The sequence below is a fragment of the Vibrio sp. 10N.222.54.E6 genome, from assembly GCF_041473955.1.
In the GTDB taxonomy this organism is placed as follows: domain Bacteria; phylum Pseudomonadota; class Gammaproteobacteria; order Enterobacterales; family Vibrionaceae; genus Vibrio; species Vibrio tasmaniensis_A.
Genome location: NZ_JBFRTD010000013.1, coordinates 241,694 through 257,370 on the forward strand (window position 1 = coordinate 241,694; position 15,677 = coordinate 257,370).

Annotated in this window: 14 protein-coding genes; 8 read left to right on the forward strand and 6 right to left on the reverse strand. The window is 38.9% G+C overall.

The annotated features are described in order from the left end of the window. Positions 1–7 precede the first annotated feature (7 nt). From AB4513_RS08880 to radC, 6 genes are all read right to left on the reverse strand, one after another. Positions 8–694 (reverse strand): hypothetical protein, encoded by a 687-nt coding sequence (locus tag AB4513_RS08880; protein WP_017104405.1) that lies wholly within the window; start codon positions 692–694, stop codon positions 8–10. Between the two features lie 107 nt (positions 695–801). Beyond that, positions 802–1,137, reverse strand: coding sequence for a hypothetical protein (locus AB4513_RS08885; protein ID WP_004734952.1), 336 nt, complete (start codon positions 1,135–1,137; stop codon positions 802–804). A 148-nt stretch (positions 1,138–1,285) separates the two neighbouring features. Further along, on the reverse strand, positions 1,286–1,537 hold the full coding sequence (locus AB4513_RS08890; RefSeq protein ID WP_017104404.1) for a hypothetical protein: 252 nt from the start codon (positions 1,535–1,537) through the stop codon (positions 1,286–1,288). A 176-nt stretch (positions 1,538–1,713) separates the two neighbouring features. Then, positions 1,714–2,154, reverse strand: a complete 441-nt coding sequence (locus tag AB4513_RS08895; protein WP_004734954.1) for a DUF2787 domain-containing protein — start codon at positions 2,152–2,154, stop codon at positions 1,714–1,716. 49 nt (positions 2,155–2,203) lie between these two features. Next, on the reverse strand, positions 2,204–2,632 hold the full coding sequence (locus AB4513_RS08900; RefSeq protein WP_017104403.1) for a DUF2787 domain-containing protein: 429 nt from the start codon (positions 2,630–2,632) through the stop codon (positions 2,204–2,206). Beyond that, on the reverse strand, positions 2,629–3,099 hold the full coding sequence (radC, locus tag AB4513_RS08905; protein WP_017104402.1) for a DNA repair protein RadC: 471 nt from the start codon (positions 3,097–3,099) through the stop codon (positions 2,629–2,631). Before radC ends, AB4513_RS08900 begins: the two co-directional genes overlap by 4 nt. A gap of 148 nt (positions 3,100–3,247) precedes the next feature. On the opposite strand from radC, the gene AB4513_RS08910 reads away from it, so the two are divergent. The 8 genes from AB4513_RS08910 to AB4513_RS08945 all read left to right on the forward strand — a co-directional run bounded on the left by AB4513_RS08910 (position 3,248) and on the right by AB4513_RS08945 (position 15,583). Further along, positions 3,248–3,433 (forward strand): AlpA family transcriptional regulator, encoded by a 186-nt coding sequence (locus tag AB4513_RS08910; protein WP_029223194.1) that lies wholly within the window; start codon positions 3,248–3,250, stop codon positions 3,431–3,433. 77 nt (positions 3,434–3,510) lie between these two features. Further along, complete coding sequence (locus tag AB4513_RS08915) at positions 3,511–3,951, forward strand: RNase H family protein (RefSeq protein WP_017104400.1); 441 nt, start codon at positions 3,511–3,513, stop codon at positions 3,949–3,951. Between the two features lie 349 nt (positions 3,952–4,300). Next, positions 4,301–5,893, forward strand: a complete 1,593-nt coding sequence (gene dptF, locus AB4513_RS08920) for a DNA phosphorothioation-dependent restriction protein DptF (RefSeq protein WP_017104399.1) — start codon at positions 4,301–4,303, stop codon at positions 5,891–5,893. After that, positions 5,890–7,302: a DNA phosphorothioation-dependent restriction protein DptG gene (dptG, locus tag AB4513_RS08925; RefSeq protein ID WP_017104398.1), complete on the forward strand. Its 1,413-nt coding sequence runs from the start codon at positions 5,890–5,892 to the stop codon at positions 7,300–7,302. The genes dptF and dptG overlap by 4 nt, the downstream gene beginning before the upstream one ends. Continuing rightward, positions 7,283–12,415 carry a DNA phosphorothioation-dependent restriction protein DptH gene (dptH, locus tag AB4513_RS08930; RefSeq protein WP_017104397.1) on the forward strand — a complete coding sequence of 1,711 codons (5,133 nt, stop codon included), beginning with the start codon at positions 7,283–7,285 and terminating at the stop codon, positions 12,413–12,415. The genes dptG and dptH overlap by 20 nt, the downstream gene beginning before the upstream one ends. Then, positions 12,405–13,274: a phosphorothioated DNA-binding restriction endonuclease gene (locus AB4513_RS08935; RefSeq protein WP_017104396.1), complete on the forward strand. Its 870-nt coding sequence runs from the start codon at positions 12,405–12,407 to the stop codon at positions 13,272–13,274. Before dptH ends, AB4513_RS08935 begins: the two co-directional genes overlap by 11 nt. Before the next feature lie 45 nt (positions 13,275–13,319). Next, positions 13,320–14,600, forward strand: coding sequence for an ATP-binding protein (locus AB4513_RS08940; RefSeq protein ID WP_017104395.1), 1,281 nt, complete (start codon positions 13,320–13,322; stop codon positions 14,598–14,600). After that, positions 14,600–15,583 carry an O-methyltransferase gene (locus AB4513_RS08945; protein WP_102258522.1) on the forward strand — a complete coding sequence of 328 codons (984 nt, stop codon included), beginning with the start codon at positions 14,600–14,602 and terminating at the stop codon, positions 15,581–15,583. Before AB4513_RS08940 ends, AB4513_RS08945 begins: the two co-directional genes overlap by 1 nt. The last annotated feature ends 94 nt before the right edge of the window (positions 15,584–15,677 follow it).

Genomic DNA, 15,677 nt, shown 5'->3' on the forward strand with positions numbered 1-15,677 from the left:
TTGAGTTTTATTTAGAGGTAATGGCCTCAGATAGTAAAAACCCTTCAGGGTAGGTGAACTCGAACGTACTGACGTGGATGTCTTGAATTTGGTTGAGTGGGGCTGAGCAAATACGCTTTTTGAATTGGTAGATCAATTGAAGGCAATCATTCTCTAATACCAACCCAAGTGGACAAACGTATTGAAGCACTTGTTCGTTACGTAGATGGAGCCGAGCTTCGCGTTGGTGATAGATGGATAGACAAAGTTTGTCAAAAAGAGCCTCGTTATAATCATCTTTGTTACCAAGCCGTTTATGCCGAACATGAGTACGTGAGGTTTGGTGATGATTCGCTGACAGTAACGGAGCAAAACAGTCCTTAACACTTGAACGACAACTTTCAGGAAGCATCGATCTTAAGCTCTCAAAAGCGAGTTCAATAAGTAGAGACTCGCTAGGGCCAATAGCATATTGAGAATGAGCTCGTCGATGGTAGCTATAAGGGAGGCTTCTATCGTCTTTTTCCACATCTAGATAAGTCGTCAAGATGTTCAAGCAGCGTTGTACAGTGCGTTTAGAGCGTTCAATGCCCGTATTTGTTAGTCGTTGATGAACTTCGTTCGCCGTGATCTTTCGTTGAGTAGGGATGAGAGAGTAAACTTCAAACACCAACTCAATATGTTCGATGCGTTGCTTGTTGGGTTTAGAGGGCATGGGACCACCAAAATTGAAACGTGATCAATCGCCTCAACACTTTTGAGTGATGAGTTTAAGAATCAAGTTGATTAGGGATCGGCTGGTGGCCACACAGCCTGATACGATTACTTCTTGTAGTTAATGACGAGTTTGTCTGCGAAAGGGTATTTAGCTATTTCATAGTCTGGGTTTCTTGTGGCTAAATTATGCGCCGATATTGCGGCTGCTGAAGCTAGGCCAAAAATGACAGCGGGGCCGGAAGCCAAGGTGGCAGCCATCGTTGTAGAGCGACCTGCTGTGTATATTCGACATGATAGATTTTGAGCCTCTATAAGCCGCTCAATCTTTTTCACCGTCTGAGAGAAGTTTTTTACCCGAGTTAAGGTGAACGACTCTTTTCGTTGGATTAAAGCGATGAGCTCTTCATCATTGGTATGATGCAGTACATTACTTGTGGTCATTGTGAATCCTTAGTTGGGTGTCTATGAACCATCACTGATGGCATTAGAATAAGGATGGGTGAGACAAATAACGTCTCACTCAAATGGCGGATAATGATTATGTGAAATGGGCTGTATATTTGAATTTAAATGACCTCGGGAAAGGCCATTATTTATCCTTTGCTGCTTCTAGAATTTCACTTAGTAGGTAACCTCTATTCATCAACTCAATAGTGGCTAAGAGCCGTTTTAGGTGAGCCGAAGAAAGGCGTTGAACGAATTCAAACAGTTCGTGATCTGAGCTTTGCTCTACCTCCTTTTTAAAGTGCTGATACTGTTCATTAAGGTAATGACAACTCGCGAGAGCGACTCTGATGAGCGCTTTTGTGAGCTGCTCTTTTAATGGGGAGATATTGGGCATGATTGGTATCACTTATCGGTAATGTAGTGATAAGTCGTGGGGTGGGAGTCAATGATGAAAAGTCATTCAGGCCTTGCTACATATAGGGTTAGCTCTCTCCGAAGCACGACTTTTGATGGCTGTAGTGGTCCGGTGCCTTTGTATCGTGACATAGACCCGGACGGGTTGTTCTCTCATTACGAAGTGATAGATATAGAGTCAAACGCTTCCATATCGATGTAGTTTAAGAAGTTATCCTGCCAAAGCTCGAACATCTCTACAGCGGAATAGTTGCCCTTGATTGGGCTCCATCCCCCGAACTCTGTAAAGAACGCTTGGTCTCGAAAATCAAAGTCTAGACATCGCGCCAATTCTGGATACACATTCCCAACGTAAGCAAAATCAGTGATGTATTCGACATTCCATAGACCACTGGAGATCTGTGTCATCGCGATTTCAACAGGGTGAAATCCACCAGCTTCTGAGCTGTATGAACTATCTCGAAAGTTGAACGTCAGGTAAGTACTTTGGGCTATTGACTCACACTGGGTTAATTGTTGTTGAAAATGGTTGTTTAACAGTGCGTGAAGTTTGTCAGACACAGGTAAACTTGATGGGTGAAAGAGCAGAGTAGACATATTGATGCCTCCTTGAATTTAGATGAAAGAGTGTGGTGATTGGTTAGCCTTAGCGGACTTGAGTGAGTTGTATGTCATCGAAGACATGCTGAGTTAAATGCTCATGGAAAGCGCACATCCAGGCTTGGAACACTTTTGTTGTGATTGGATGGCTCAGGCTCGCTGCCCCCGCATCTGGTTGATAGCACCAGTGATTAAGTAGGTGGAAATAGAGATACACATCGAGCGAGTCGGTGGTTTCATCTTGATAAGTGAAATTGGCCACAAAAACCAAATTCCAATGAGAGCGTGAATTCTCCCGCTTTAACTGAATCTCTACAGGGGCGACCCCTTCCTTTGTTTTGTAGTAGCTTGTATTTCGGCAGTTGAGTGCAATGCGTGTCGTGTCTTTAGGGATCGAGTAGCGAGCGATGGTTTGCTCTAACTGCTGGTGGAGTTTGCTATTGAGGGTGATGTCACCATAGTGTTTCTCAATCATAACCAGCCCCTTTCCGCAAACGACGTGCATTGTTCCCCAACAACAATATGATCCAGAACTCGAACATCAATGAGCGCTAAAGCATCTTGCAATCTCGTCGTGATGCGCCTGTCTGCTTGGGACGGCTCAGGATCGCCTGATGGATGGTTGTGAGCAAAGATAACCGCCGCCGCATTGGCTTTAAGAGCAGTCTTTACTACCTCCCTTGGATAGACGCTTGCCGCATCAATAGTCCCTTGAAACAACTCCTCAAACTCAATTAATCGGTGTTGGTTATCTAGCAACATGACGGCGAACACTTCGCGTTCACTGCCGCCTATCTTAAATCGCAAATAGTCTCGGGTAGCTTGTGGATTGGTAAATACATCGCCTCGTACATAACGATCTTCTAGTATCTCAGCGGCTTTTTCTAGAACACGATGTTCATGCTCTTGCTGCGAGAGTAGTGGTGGTGAAAGTGTTCTCATTTTGGTTCTCCTTTAATCAGGCTTTAGGTCATTCACTTTAATGACATATACCTCAAAAAGGTTTGAATCAGAGTAAGCCGAGCCAGCCTCATTTTTTTTAACACTATCTCCTTATCCCATGAGGACCACAGGCATAGGAGAACGTCCCATGAGATTTTTAAAGCTAAAAGAAGTGATTGAGAAAACCGCATTAAGTCGCTCGGCGATATACAGAAAAATGGACGAAGGTAATTTTCCTGTATCGGTAAGCTTGGGAGATAGGGCGGTCGCTTGGGTAGAAGAAGAGGTGAATAACTGGATGGAAATGCGCTTGGCTCAAAGACCAAGCCATTAAGACTGAATCAACGCTACGACAAAAAATTAAGGCTTTACCAAAATGGTGGGCCAAAACTTAAAAAGAGGAACAAAATTATGAATGAAGAAAACTGTGCAATCTACATTGCTATCGCGACTTCGAAAGACAATACATCAAACCTACAAGGTGGGATTGGTATCAGTGTTTATAACTACGATGGGCAGTTAGTTGACGAAAATAATCTATTAGTCGGTGAGATTGCCGATAGTGCTGAGTTAGAGCTTATCGCATTGATAGAAGCTATAGCTTATGCCAGAGATGGAGACTGCCTGTATTCGAGTAGTGAATATTGTGTGAAAGGGTTCAATGAATGGTTAGATAACTGGAAAGCAAAGGGGTGGCGAAAATCTGATAAGAAGCCAGTAGCTAACCGTCATTTATGGCAACAAGTTGATACGTTGAGATCAAGTAAGTTTGTTGAAGTAAGGCGTGCGCATAAGGTCGGAGATTTTGAACAGATGGGGAGAGCGGGGGATATGGCTAGGGAAGCACTTTGAGTGTTCGGTCACACGGGGTGAAAAGGTGTTGAATATGAAGTCTGGGTTAGGAAGTGCTTAAGCTGACCTACCCCAGCACAATTATAAGATTGCAGTAATTGAACGTGTTGTGTTGGCTATGAAGAGCCCAATGTTTGCCAACGTACTGATAAAGCTTGATATCTAACTTTCTTCGCAAAAACATAAAAGATGTGAATTTCTCCAGGAAAAATTAGCGGAATATGAACACGTACACACTAAATTAGGTAGAATGCTTAGTTATACAGTATTGAGTCTGAGTAACAGCGTAAGCTATCCTGGTTATCACCTGTACTTCTGTCTACCTAATATTTTCATGGGGTTATAAAACTTGATTGATTTACGAACCGCACTTAGTGTGATGTCAAAATCGTCGCCATATGCAGTCTCTACAGAGCGAGACGCAACAATATCAACTGACTTAGATGCGGTAAAAAAGTATCTATATGTACAAACGGATATAGAGGCTGACTTTGTTAAACAATTGAAAGGACTATCCTCAACCGATAAGAAAATCATTTTTTTATGTGGTAGTAGTGGTGATGGCAAATCCGAAATACTAACAAAGTATAAGAAAGAGTATCAAAATAGAGCTGACTTCCATCTCGATGCAACCCACAGTTTTCGTCCGAGTGATTCGGCTATTGAAACGCTGAATGAATTGTTTACTGAGTTTAACGCTACACCGAAGCCGCTAGTTGTAGGCATCAATACAGGTATGTTGGGTAACTATGCTGAAGAAGGCACGGTGACCGAAGTAACATCATCAATCAAAGCTTTTTTAGAGAAACAGCCGACCTCAGAAAATCATATCTTTTTAGATTTTGAAGACTATCCTAAATTTACGTTAGAAATTGACGGTCATACTTCTAAGTTTGCAAAAGAGCTGCTTCAGAAAATTACTGAAAAAGATGAAAATCTAATTCGCCAATACTTTGATGTTGAAATGCACAAACAAAGCCCGGATAAAAAGCTTTGTGCAAACTATCAATTACTAGGGCGTGAAGAAGTTCAAGATGTCATTGTCGATCTATTGTTCAAAGCGCGTTTAATGAAAGATCAATTCTTAACAGCGCGAGCATTATTGGATTTCATTTTTCATCTGCTTGCTGGGCCTGGCTATTTGTTTGATAACCTATTCAAAAAAGGTGAAAACGAGCTGACCAATATTATTTCAGACTTTGACCCATCGATTCAACGTACACAAAAAATCGACAAATTTATTTTGTCTCACTCATTGCAGCTACCAGACGTTAACTTTGACGATTATAAAACCGCATTGACTGCTTTTGGTATACGAAGGGGACTAAATGCCGAGTCCTACTTGCGATTGTTTTATATTCTAAGGAAGTCGGACTATGGGAATGAATACCATAAGCAGTTTTCGAATGATTTTGATGAGCACCTAATAGATAATTATTCAGAAGTTTGGCAGTTGCATACTGCTTTTGATAGCTCACCAGAACAAAAAGAAAAACTGCGTTATTTTTATCGCCAAACAGCAATTACAGCTATCCATAAATATAACAATCGAAATGCACCTAAATTGGCGAAAGGGGAGTTTTTCATTTCTGAGCATAATGGTTATTTTTTAGCATCATCCCTAGAGTTAAAGGCTGACGTTAAAGCGATTAAAAATGACCACAAAAAAAATACTGCCTATTTCACTGCTTATTTTCGAGTTGGGGATAAAACCTTATCGTTGATGGTCAATATCAATTTGTTGAACTTAATGCAACGTATCGTTTCCGGTTATCGCCCTAACAAACATGATAAGAATACTGTCGTGTTACTGGATGAGTTGGTTGATGAAATTGCGGACATCGCAAATAGTGCAGATACCCTATATATCGTTGGGAAAGGTAACAAGCAATACAAAATAACCAACGTAGATAATGAAGATTTTGAGGTGAGTGGACTATGAGTTTAATGCTAAGAGCTGACTTGCCCCAGTCTAAAGATGGGGTGAAAAATAACACTTTAACTACCTACTTCCCAATTAACACAAAGGATAGAAAAGATATCTTTAATTGGGACAGTGTATTAGGTTATGTGGTTAAAACATCATATCGAAAAGAATTGCACCTAGAAAAATTAACTGATGATGAAAAGTTAGCGATTAAAGAGGGTGAAACAACTGAATCAGAAATAGCGCTCACAACATTTAAGTTGAGCTGCGAGCGTAGTTTTAAAACAAAGTTAGATGAAAGTGATTTCTGGCCCATCCTAGAAAAAATGTACTTTGAAAATGACCAGCTTTTTAAAATATCGCCTGAGTTTTTATTGTTTAAGACTATTAAGCAGAAAGGCAGTGCAAGGGATGCAAGCTTAGGTGGAATGTTTTCTAATTTATTGCAAAACTTCTTCTTTAATGAAAAACCAAACAATCAATTTAACTTCTTAGAGGAGCAGCTGTACTCAGAACTATTGAAGTTAATGAAGCCAAGCAATAAAGAGAAAGATGGAGTTTTGACTTTTTCTGAACCGAGTGAAGCGCCATATCTACCATTTATAGCAAAGCAACTACAGCAAGATCTTCGTTTTCTAGGCAAAAGACCAAAATACCTATTATCAATCTTCAAAGAGTTTTTACACCTTTACGCACATCTTTATACGGCGCAGCTAGCGCTTAATTTAAAAAGGTGGCAGAAGGGGGAGCCGGTAGCGCAACTATGTTATTACATATTAGACAGCGAAAAAGCCAGTGATGAGCGTTATCTGATAAAAGACTATGGCTTTAAACAATTGTCAAAGTCGTTGTGGAATATCTTTCCGTACCTCTCAATGAATGAAAGCCTGCAATCTAAAAAGATTGATAATGCAGTGAACACCATTCAGCCATTATGGGCCTTAGCTGAAAATCTCCAGCAAACTCCTAGCTCCGCTACTTTACTGAAAAACTATGCACAGGCATTTAAAGAGAGTCGAGATTTACACCTCGACTTGAGTGACAGTGAAAACCCACATGATGTGCTAGCAGATTTACTTCAGTTGAGCAGAATGCAGTTTGGTTCAAAAGAAACGCGTCATGAGATTAATAAGCTTTACGTCAAAGCAACAGAATCTGAGTTTTGTAGCCATTTTGCACAATCCCGTGGCCGTGCTGGTCGCGTATTAGTATTTAATCAGGACTATCTATTGTTATTAACCAACTTAGCCATTGGTGAGCAAGATAAACTTCGTTTCCACGAGTTAATCAAAGCCTTTGAATCAAGAGGTGTATTTTTCGATAAACAGAGCCAACAAGCCTTAATTAAATTCTTTGAACGTATTGGTAATGTTGAACGTATGAGCGATAGTGGAGATGCAGTCTATGTTAGAAAAACAATTTGAGAACTTTTTAACTGAGCAGTTTTTAAAGTTAAACGAGACAAAACTGCAGCATGGTTACCGTTATCAGTTCCAATCGCCGGATAACAAGAATAGCCAGCGTTTATACAATGCGTTTATCCGAAAATGTGATGATCAATTAACGGTCAAAAACACTACCATCAGAGCATTGAAGTGTGGTCATACCAAGCTTTTACCTGTACTACACAGTGAAAATGACATTGGTTATTCTGAGAACTTTATCTCACATTTACGTGATGAAGTGGCTGGACAGCAAGGTGATTTTAAAGGTTGTGCATTGTTAGTTATTCATAACAGCATGCTAGACACACTAATCAACTCTGCTGAAGATATCGCTCAAGACAATAGTGTTTGGCACCCAGAAAAAATCAAAGATGCTTTAAAAAGTCTAATCGATCCCAACGCAAAAGACCGCAAAGTTTCTGAATGTTTGCTAGATCACCGTTTTTCACAAATAGTGGATGATGGTGCAACCATGTTTGGCTTTGAGGAGCTTTACACAGCGATCTTAGATGGGGATTTGAAGTTTCATGAGCTTGGTTTGTTAGATGACCCTGAAATATTGAATTGGAGTGGTAAACCAGAGCAGATTAACAACCGTTTAGAAGAAAATAAAAAGCTATTTGATCGTATCAATACAGTAACTGAACGTTTTTCAACAGAGCTTGAAGAGAAGTTTGCGGAGAATGATTTTAGTGAAAAGTTTGTTGCTAAACATTTTAACGATGAAAATTTGGAAAGTTGGAAAACAAAGCTTACTTTTGCTGATTGTTTAAATGAGAAAAAAAATAACGTAAGCAATGTCCTTGAGCTCGAGTCGATTGATTCTCAGCAAATAGATAGGCTAGCTAAGAAAAGTAAATCAGATAGTAAAGCAGGGAAACGTGAACAACATATCATATTGCCGTTGCAACAGGGCCTGCAGAGCTTTGATCTGTCACTTACCTTTTTAGGTGGTAAAGTCGAGAAAAATCAACTTACTCTACAGCATAACAAAGATCCAAGCATTGAGATCCAGCAGCCTAATAATAGTGGTGGAAAACGTAGTAAGGTTACTGTTACGGGGGCATTTACAGGTGAGCCAACGTATTTTAGTTTGGTCTTAAAAAGAGATAAAACAGCAGAGTGTTATAAATTTCGTGTTTTGGTCTTAACAGCAGATAGTTTTTACTTACCTTCGTTTGAAAATATCTTCCTAATTGAACCAAATAAAAAACGTATAACGCTACAAACAGAAGATAACAGCTTTGTAATTGCAGAGCAGGGCAATAAAGCTAAACTAGAGCAGTCTGGGCAATTATTCGACAATCAAGAAATCAAAGAGATCGACTTTGAATTATTAGCTAATGAGTCAAATGATGTGGTCTTTGAAGTGACTAGTCCGGTTGGTAGCTTAGTCTTTAATGTCGAAGGGGCTGTAGCGTCTGATTCACTCTCGTTGCCGCTCATGTTAGATACAGACCGTTTCGTACATTTATTTAACGACGACTATTTTGCATGCTTTAACCGTAACAAAAACAAAGTGCTACTAGACAATAAAGAAGTTGCACCTAAAGGGCGACGTTTAACACTGTTACAACGTGAAGCAGACTTTTTAGATAAGCAGTTATTAAATCAACATGTTGACCCACAAAACAGCGTAGAGCTAAAAGCGATTGAAGCAAACTACCCTGAAGTTTACCTGTCATACCTAAAGTTATTTGAATACTGCACAATCAATAAAACACTACCGAGTTTATCTAGTTGGGGTGACGAGTTTAGAAAGGTTGTCTCTCAATTGGTTGATGCATACAACCAAGCGATAGCTGAAATTGGTTATGATGTAATGTTAACCAAAGCAGAAAAACTTCTCGTTAATATCGGGTATGCACAATACCAAGAAAACGAAGAATATCGGGAATATATAACTCCATTCCACCCCTTAGTGTTGGCTTATCACTTGAGCCTAGCTGAAGCAATAGTTAGTGATAACATCAATGATAACAGCAGTTTTAAAACACTACCCAAAGTGACGTTAAAGCGCTTGAATGCGCGTGGTTTATTGCCTTTTCTGTACCACCCTAAACATGAGTTTGCTTTTACCAAGCTAGAAAAAGACAACTCTATGTGGCTTGAGCTAGTGCCTCATCAAGAAACAAGTTACAGCTACGTACGTAAATTGGTGAAAGATAAGGTCACAGAGTTTAAAGATGCCTTTAGTTCACTATTTACTGCAGGTAGCAAAGCCACACTGATTATCAACTCGGTAAATAACCATAAAAATGTTGAACTGTTTATGGGGCTGGTGGATTACGTTAAAACGCAAAAGGACAAAGTCTGCCATATCCATGTGAACTTATACGATGATAAAGAGACACGCTGCGAATTTGACCGTTTTGCAGAAACAGCCAGTTACGACGAGTTGAAAAGGTTATATGGATTAGATAAAGGAGCACTGAAAGAACAAGCAGATGCCATTATCGACCTATTACGTACACGCTTAACTTACAGTAAGTTTCGTAACGATGAATGTGAGACTAAACCGCAAGCGTATGCACACCTAAGTTTTTTCAGAAATCATCATAAAGTAGAGCCAACAGATGTAAACGTGCTAGAAGAGCTTAGTGGCGTAGTTTGTCACGGCTTATTGGCGGGCGAAGCAGCCGACAACAAAGAGGAAAGCTACTTCACTGCATTTGGTTTGAAGAATGTTGAAACTAAAGATAATTCGCACCTTAGCATGGCGCAGCGCCTTAATGGTTTGATTAAACCTGCCCGTAAAACGAATGTGCAACACGGTCGTGCTAACTCTTTAGCTTTAGCGGTGAGTGATGACTTTAAAACACTACTTGAGCGCTCTTACGATAATTCAATATGGACCACAATTATTGACCCTAAAGTCACCTTAGACTTTTTTGAAAGCGCTAAAGATATGGTGCTGATCCATTACTCAGATAATTACACTAACTCAACCAACTACGATGCGATCACAGTTACCAAAGAAACGGACCTGTATAAAAAAGTATTAGAGCAGGACGAAGGTGGCATTATTGAGGAGTTCAATGCCTTCAACGGTGAGTGGTTACTCAAAATGATCACTGCTAATAGCAATGAGCGAAAAGAGAAAAAGGGTATTATTGGCGCCTATAAATACATCAATTGCTTATTAGCAAAGTCCGATATTATTTGGGTTCCGTTATCAGTTGCTGAGATGGTTCGTGTAGCCGGTAATATTGGCTTGAAAATGAATGACAGTGATTTTTCACGTAATGTAAATGGTTACAAATCCGGTGCAATTTCAGACGATGTGCTGTTTGTTGGCTTTAAAGACAATCAACTTTACTTACTTCCACTTGAAGTAAAAGCAGGGCTAAAACAAACTCACAATAAAGGGGTAGAGCAAGCCAAAGAGCTAAAACGTTATTTAACTGAAGATATTTTAGGTCGTGATGATTTAGCAGGGCATCTTTACCGCGGTTTGTTTATGCGTCAGATACTAATGCAGATTGATAAATACAAACTGTATAACCTTTATCAACCAGATTACTTTGAGCCACTCTTAAAACAACGTGAATGGTGGCTGCAGGGCGATTACCAATTAGCTGAACTGCAAGAGTACCCTGAAGGGTTCTTGGTAGCGATGGTAGAGAATGACACCTTCTTTGAAGCAAGCTTTGAGGAGGTGAAAAATATTCTTAAAATTCAACTACCAAGCGCTAGTTTAAATCACTTAGTAAGTACTCGGCTAACAGACCTAATGGCAGATGCTTGCTCTGATACATTAAGTAAAATCCCAGAGCAATATCTGTTAGCTGAAACTACTCATGTAAAAGTGGTAACAACTAGCTCTGTAGAAAATAGTAATGAGATTGTTAATACTAAAATTGAACCTGAAGAGGTCATAAATACTCCAACAGTTGAGCGATCGTCAGAAAATCAGACAATTAACGTACCGGATTCAACCATAGCGCATGATCCAAACGATAACCTAAAGGTCCTGGTTGGTCATAATGTACGTGATGATGGGGCAGTTTTCTGGGAACCGACTAATACTGCCAAATTCATGAATACCAACTCTGGCATTATAGGAACAATGGGCACGGGGAAAACACAGTGTACGAAAGCGGTAGTGACACAGCTTTATCGTGATCAACATAAAAACGTAGATGGCAGTCCAATCGGTATTCTGATTTTTGATTACAAGTCAGACTATGTTGACGATAAGTTTATTAGTGCGACAAATGGGAAGAAGTTTAAGCTGTTTAAACTTCCTTATAATCCACTAAGTCTATTTGGTGATACGCCAATGTTGCCAATACATACAGCAGCTGGTTTTTCTGAAACTATGTCAAAGGCTTACGGATTAGGGAAAAGGCAACAACTTAAGCTTGAGAACCTTATTTTAGAGGCTTATGAAGCTGCCGGTATTCGCCCAGAAGATCCGAGTACTTGGTCAAAACCCGCGCCGACTATCGAACAGGTTTGGGACCTATTTCTAGATCAAGAAAAAGTAGAAGAAGATTCTCTTTATGCCGCTTTATCCAAGTTGGCTCGATTTAAGATATTTGAAACTGAACCAGAAAAAATGGTGAGCTTATATGAGCTAGTTGATGGCATAACTGTTGTTGAGCTTGCAGGGTACCCTCCTGAAGTACAAAACCTTGTCGTAGCACTAACTTTAGATTTGTTTTATTCACAGATGCAGAAGAAGGGGAAACCTGAAGTGCAGGGTGATTTCCGCCAAGTGACCAAGTTGGTGCTGGTGGATGAAGCAGATAACTTTATGTCTCAGAACTTCCCGAGTTTACGCAAAATCTTGAAAGAAGGGCGTGAATACGGGGTTGGTGTGATTCTATCAACGCAAGATATTACCCACTTCAAAACCAGCGAGAATGATTATTCAAGTTATGTTCTTAGTTGGATTGTTCACCGTGTGTCACAGATAAAAAATCAAGATATCAAGTCGATTTTTAACAAAGATGATAGGCAAGAACAAGAAAACCTGATGAAGTCTATTCGTGAGTTAGAAAAACACTACAGCCTCTACGTGGATGGAGATAAGAAGATAACAAAGATTAAAGACAAAGCGTTTTGGGAGTTACTGAGTGACGCCTGATCAGCTTAAAAAAGCAGTTTTGGGTGTTAAGCGCTGGTCGCGTAGTGACCAACGTGCACCGAATAAACCAATTATGATGGCGTATGTTTTGTCTCAGTATTTACATGGGCATGATCAGTTCTTCTTATATGAAGAGTCGTTCCATAAAGAGGTACAAGATCTGCTAAAACGTTTTGGGCCTCAACGTTCCATTTATCATCCTGAATATCCATTTTGGCGTTTAAAAAATGATGGTTTTTGGACTGTAAATAATGATGAAGATTGCAAGTCTCGCAAGAGTAATACAGATCCATCAAAAGCTGAGTTATTTAAACATGGAGTAACTGCTGGCTTTAACGACCAAGCTTATGCCGTTTTAAAAGGAAATCGCCAATTAACTTTAGAGTTGATTGAACTGATTTTAAGTGAGAGCTTTCCTGAAAGCCTTATCACGGATATTGCTACACAGTTAGATGTTGAATTGGTGACACGGAATGTGCAAAAGCGCGATCCTAATTTTAGAAAAGAAGTACTCCGTGCTTATAACTATCAATGTGCTGTGTGTGGCTATGACCTTAAAATGGATGAAGTAACTGTTGGTTTAGAAGCTGCACATATCAAGTGGAAGCAGTTTCATGGACCCTGTGATGTAAACAATGGGCTAACACTCTGCGCAGTGCATCATAAAGCTTTTGATAAAGGGGCGTTTTCAATCACTGAAGATTTTAAAGTGAAGCTGTCAGAAAGTCTTAATGGTGGAGAGCAAGCACAACGTCTATTTTTTGATTTCGATGACAAATTCATACGATTACCAAAAAGAGATAAGTGGTTGCCAAACGTAGCGTATTTGAGTTGGCATCAGAAAGAAGTATTTAAGTAACTCAGGTAATTAAATTACTAATAACTTTATAAATAAGGTAATGAAATGGTTGTTGAAACGCAAATTGATGCAAGTCCAACAAAAGAATTTTTTATTGAAATGTTAACTCGAGATATACCTCTTGATCGCTCAATCCTTGATTTGATTGATAATAGTGTTGATGCTGCAAAATCAAATGGGACTAAAGATCCTGAAATAAGAATTACAATGAATGAAGATAAATTTCTTATTTGGGATAATTGTGGTGGAATTCCATTAAAAATAGCAAAGGATTATGCTTTCCGATTTGGCAGACCAAAAGAAAGAGAAAATACATCATTTTCGGTAGGTCAGTTTGGGGTTGGAATGAAGCGAACTTTATTTAAGTTAGGTAATAGTTTTCGTGTGATGTCTAACTCTGAAAATAATCCATTTTCTGTAGATGTGGATGTTCAGCAATGGAAAGGATTGGATGAATGGAAATTTAACTTCACTGAACAGATTGCCGAAAGTTTGCGTTGTGGTGAAACGATAATTGAAGTAAACGATTTATTCCCATCGGTTTCTGATCAATTTAATCTTGAGAATTTTGTTTACATTTTAGGTCGAGAGTGTTCCGTTGCTCACTTTAAATCGATAAACTCTGGTTTGAAAATATATATAAATGACAAGTTGGTCGATAATTTTGAAATTAAGCTAAAGTCTTCGGAAGAATTGAAACCAGTTAATTTTAATTTCGAAAAATCAACTGTTAAAGTTAAAATTACAGCTGGAATATCAGAAAGGAGCTTGAAGGATGGTGGTTGGTATATAGTTTGTAATGGGCGATTAATATCTTCTGCAGAGCAAACCACTATTTCAGGTTGGCGCCTTGACGGTATTCCACAATATCATCCCGATTATGCTTTTTTCCGAGGGATTGTAGAGTTTGAGGCTGATGACTCGAGCTTGTTGCCTTGGACAACAACAAAAACAGGTGTTGATAAAGATAACTTCATATATAAAGCTGCATTATTCGAAATGAAAAAGGTAATGAGAGAAGTTATCCCATTTCTACGACTTAGAGCTAAAGAAGATAAGGATTTTAAAGACAACTATATTGAATGTAAGCCTTTAAATGACGCAATCGAGGTTGCCCCATTATTACTGACTGGCGATATTAGTGATGAAGTGAGCTTCACCTTCCCCGAGCCTGCAATTCGCAAAGCTAAGCCTAGCGAAGCAACAATCCAATACAAGGTTTCGTTAGAACAGTTAAGTGCAGTAAAAAAATCACTAGGGGTTACTACCAATTATGAAGTCGGAGAAGAGACTTTTAAATATTATGTACAGTATGAGTGTGATTAATGAGTAACAGTGGGAAACTGATTAATTATGGCGTGAGGCCTGCTAAAAACATCGAAAGAAAGATGATGAGAGATATGTTTTTACGCTTGTTTCCTTTTTGCCCTCTGCCTGACTATCAATATGTTGGTTTGGGTGCCAAATACTTCGTGGATTTTTTCTTATTCCATAAATCATTGCACATTGACAAAATGATTAGTATCGAAGGGGACACCAATAATCGGAAAAGGTATCATTTTAATAAGCCGTTTGATTGCATTGATATTAAATTCGGGCATTCAAATGCAGTTCTTCCAAAAATTAATTTGGATTCAAAAAGCATCATTTGGATGGATTATGACTCTCGATTTAATATAAGCATGTTGGATGATTTATCTATCGTCATATCAAAACTACAAAGTGGTTCAATTTTTTGTTTAAGTTATAACTCAGAAGTATATACACGTGATGAGTTAAAAGATTCTTCTGGAAAATTAGCAGCCGATGCTTATAAACAAAAATTTACCGAAATAGTTGGTGAAGATAACATTCCGCAGTCATTTGATGAACGAGGTTGGACAAGACAAAGTAACTTCTCAGGTTTTTTGTATGATTCAATAATTGCAAGACTGAACCGATCATTACAAGAAAGAAATGATCGACTAGTAAATGATGAAGAAAAACTACAGGTCAGGCAAGTTATGTATTTTGATTATGCAGATGGTAGTAGGATGGAAACATTAGGATTTGTATTATATAAAGTAGATGACCTAAAATTAGTTGATGTTTGCAACTTTGAAGGTTTGCCTTTTTTTAAATCAGGAAAGGAGAGTTTTACAATTAAAACCCCAAACTTAACACAGAAAGAAATCAGACATTTGTCAGAAAAGATGCCAAATTTTGATATAAGTCTTCTAGATGAAAATATATTTTCTGTAAAGGATGTTACTGCTTTTAGTGAATTGTATAAATATTTCCCTGCATTTAATGAAATTGAAGTAATGTAGAGGGTAAAGCTTACAGGAGTTTTATTGCTTAATAGTGAAGCAATTCCATTTTTAGGTTGGAATTCAAACAATGGTCATATGTACCATTGTTTGA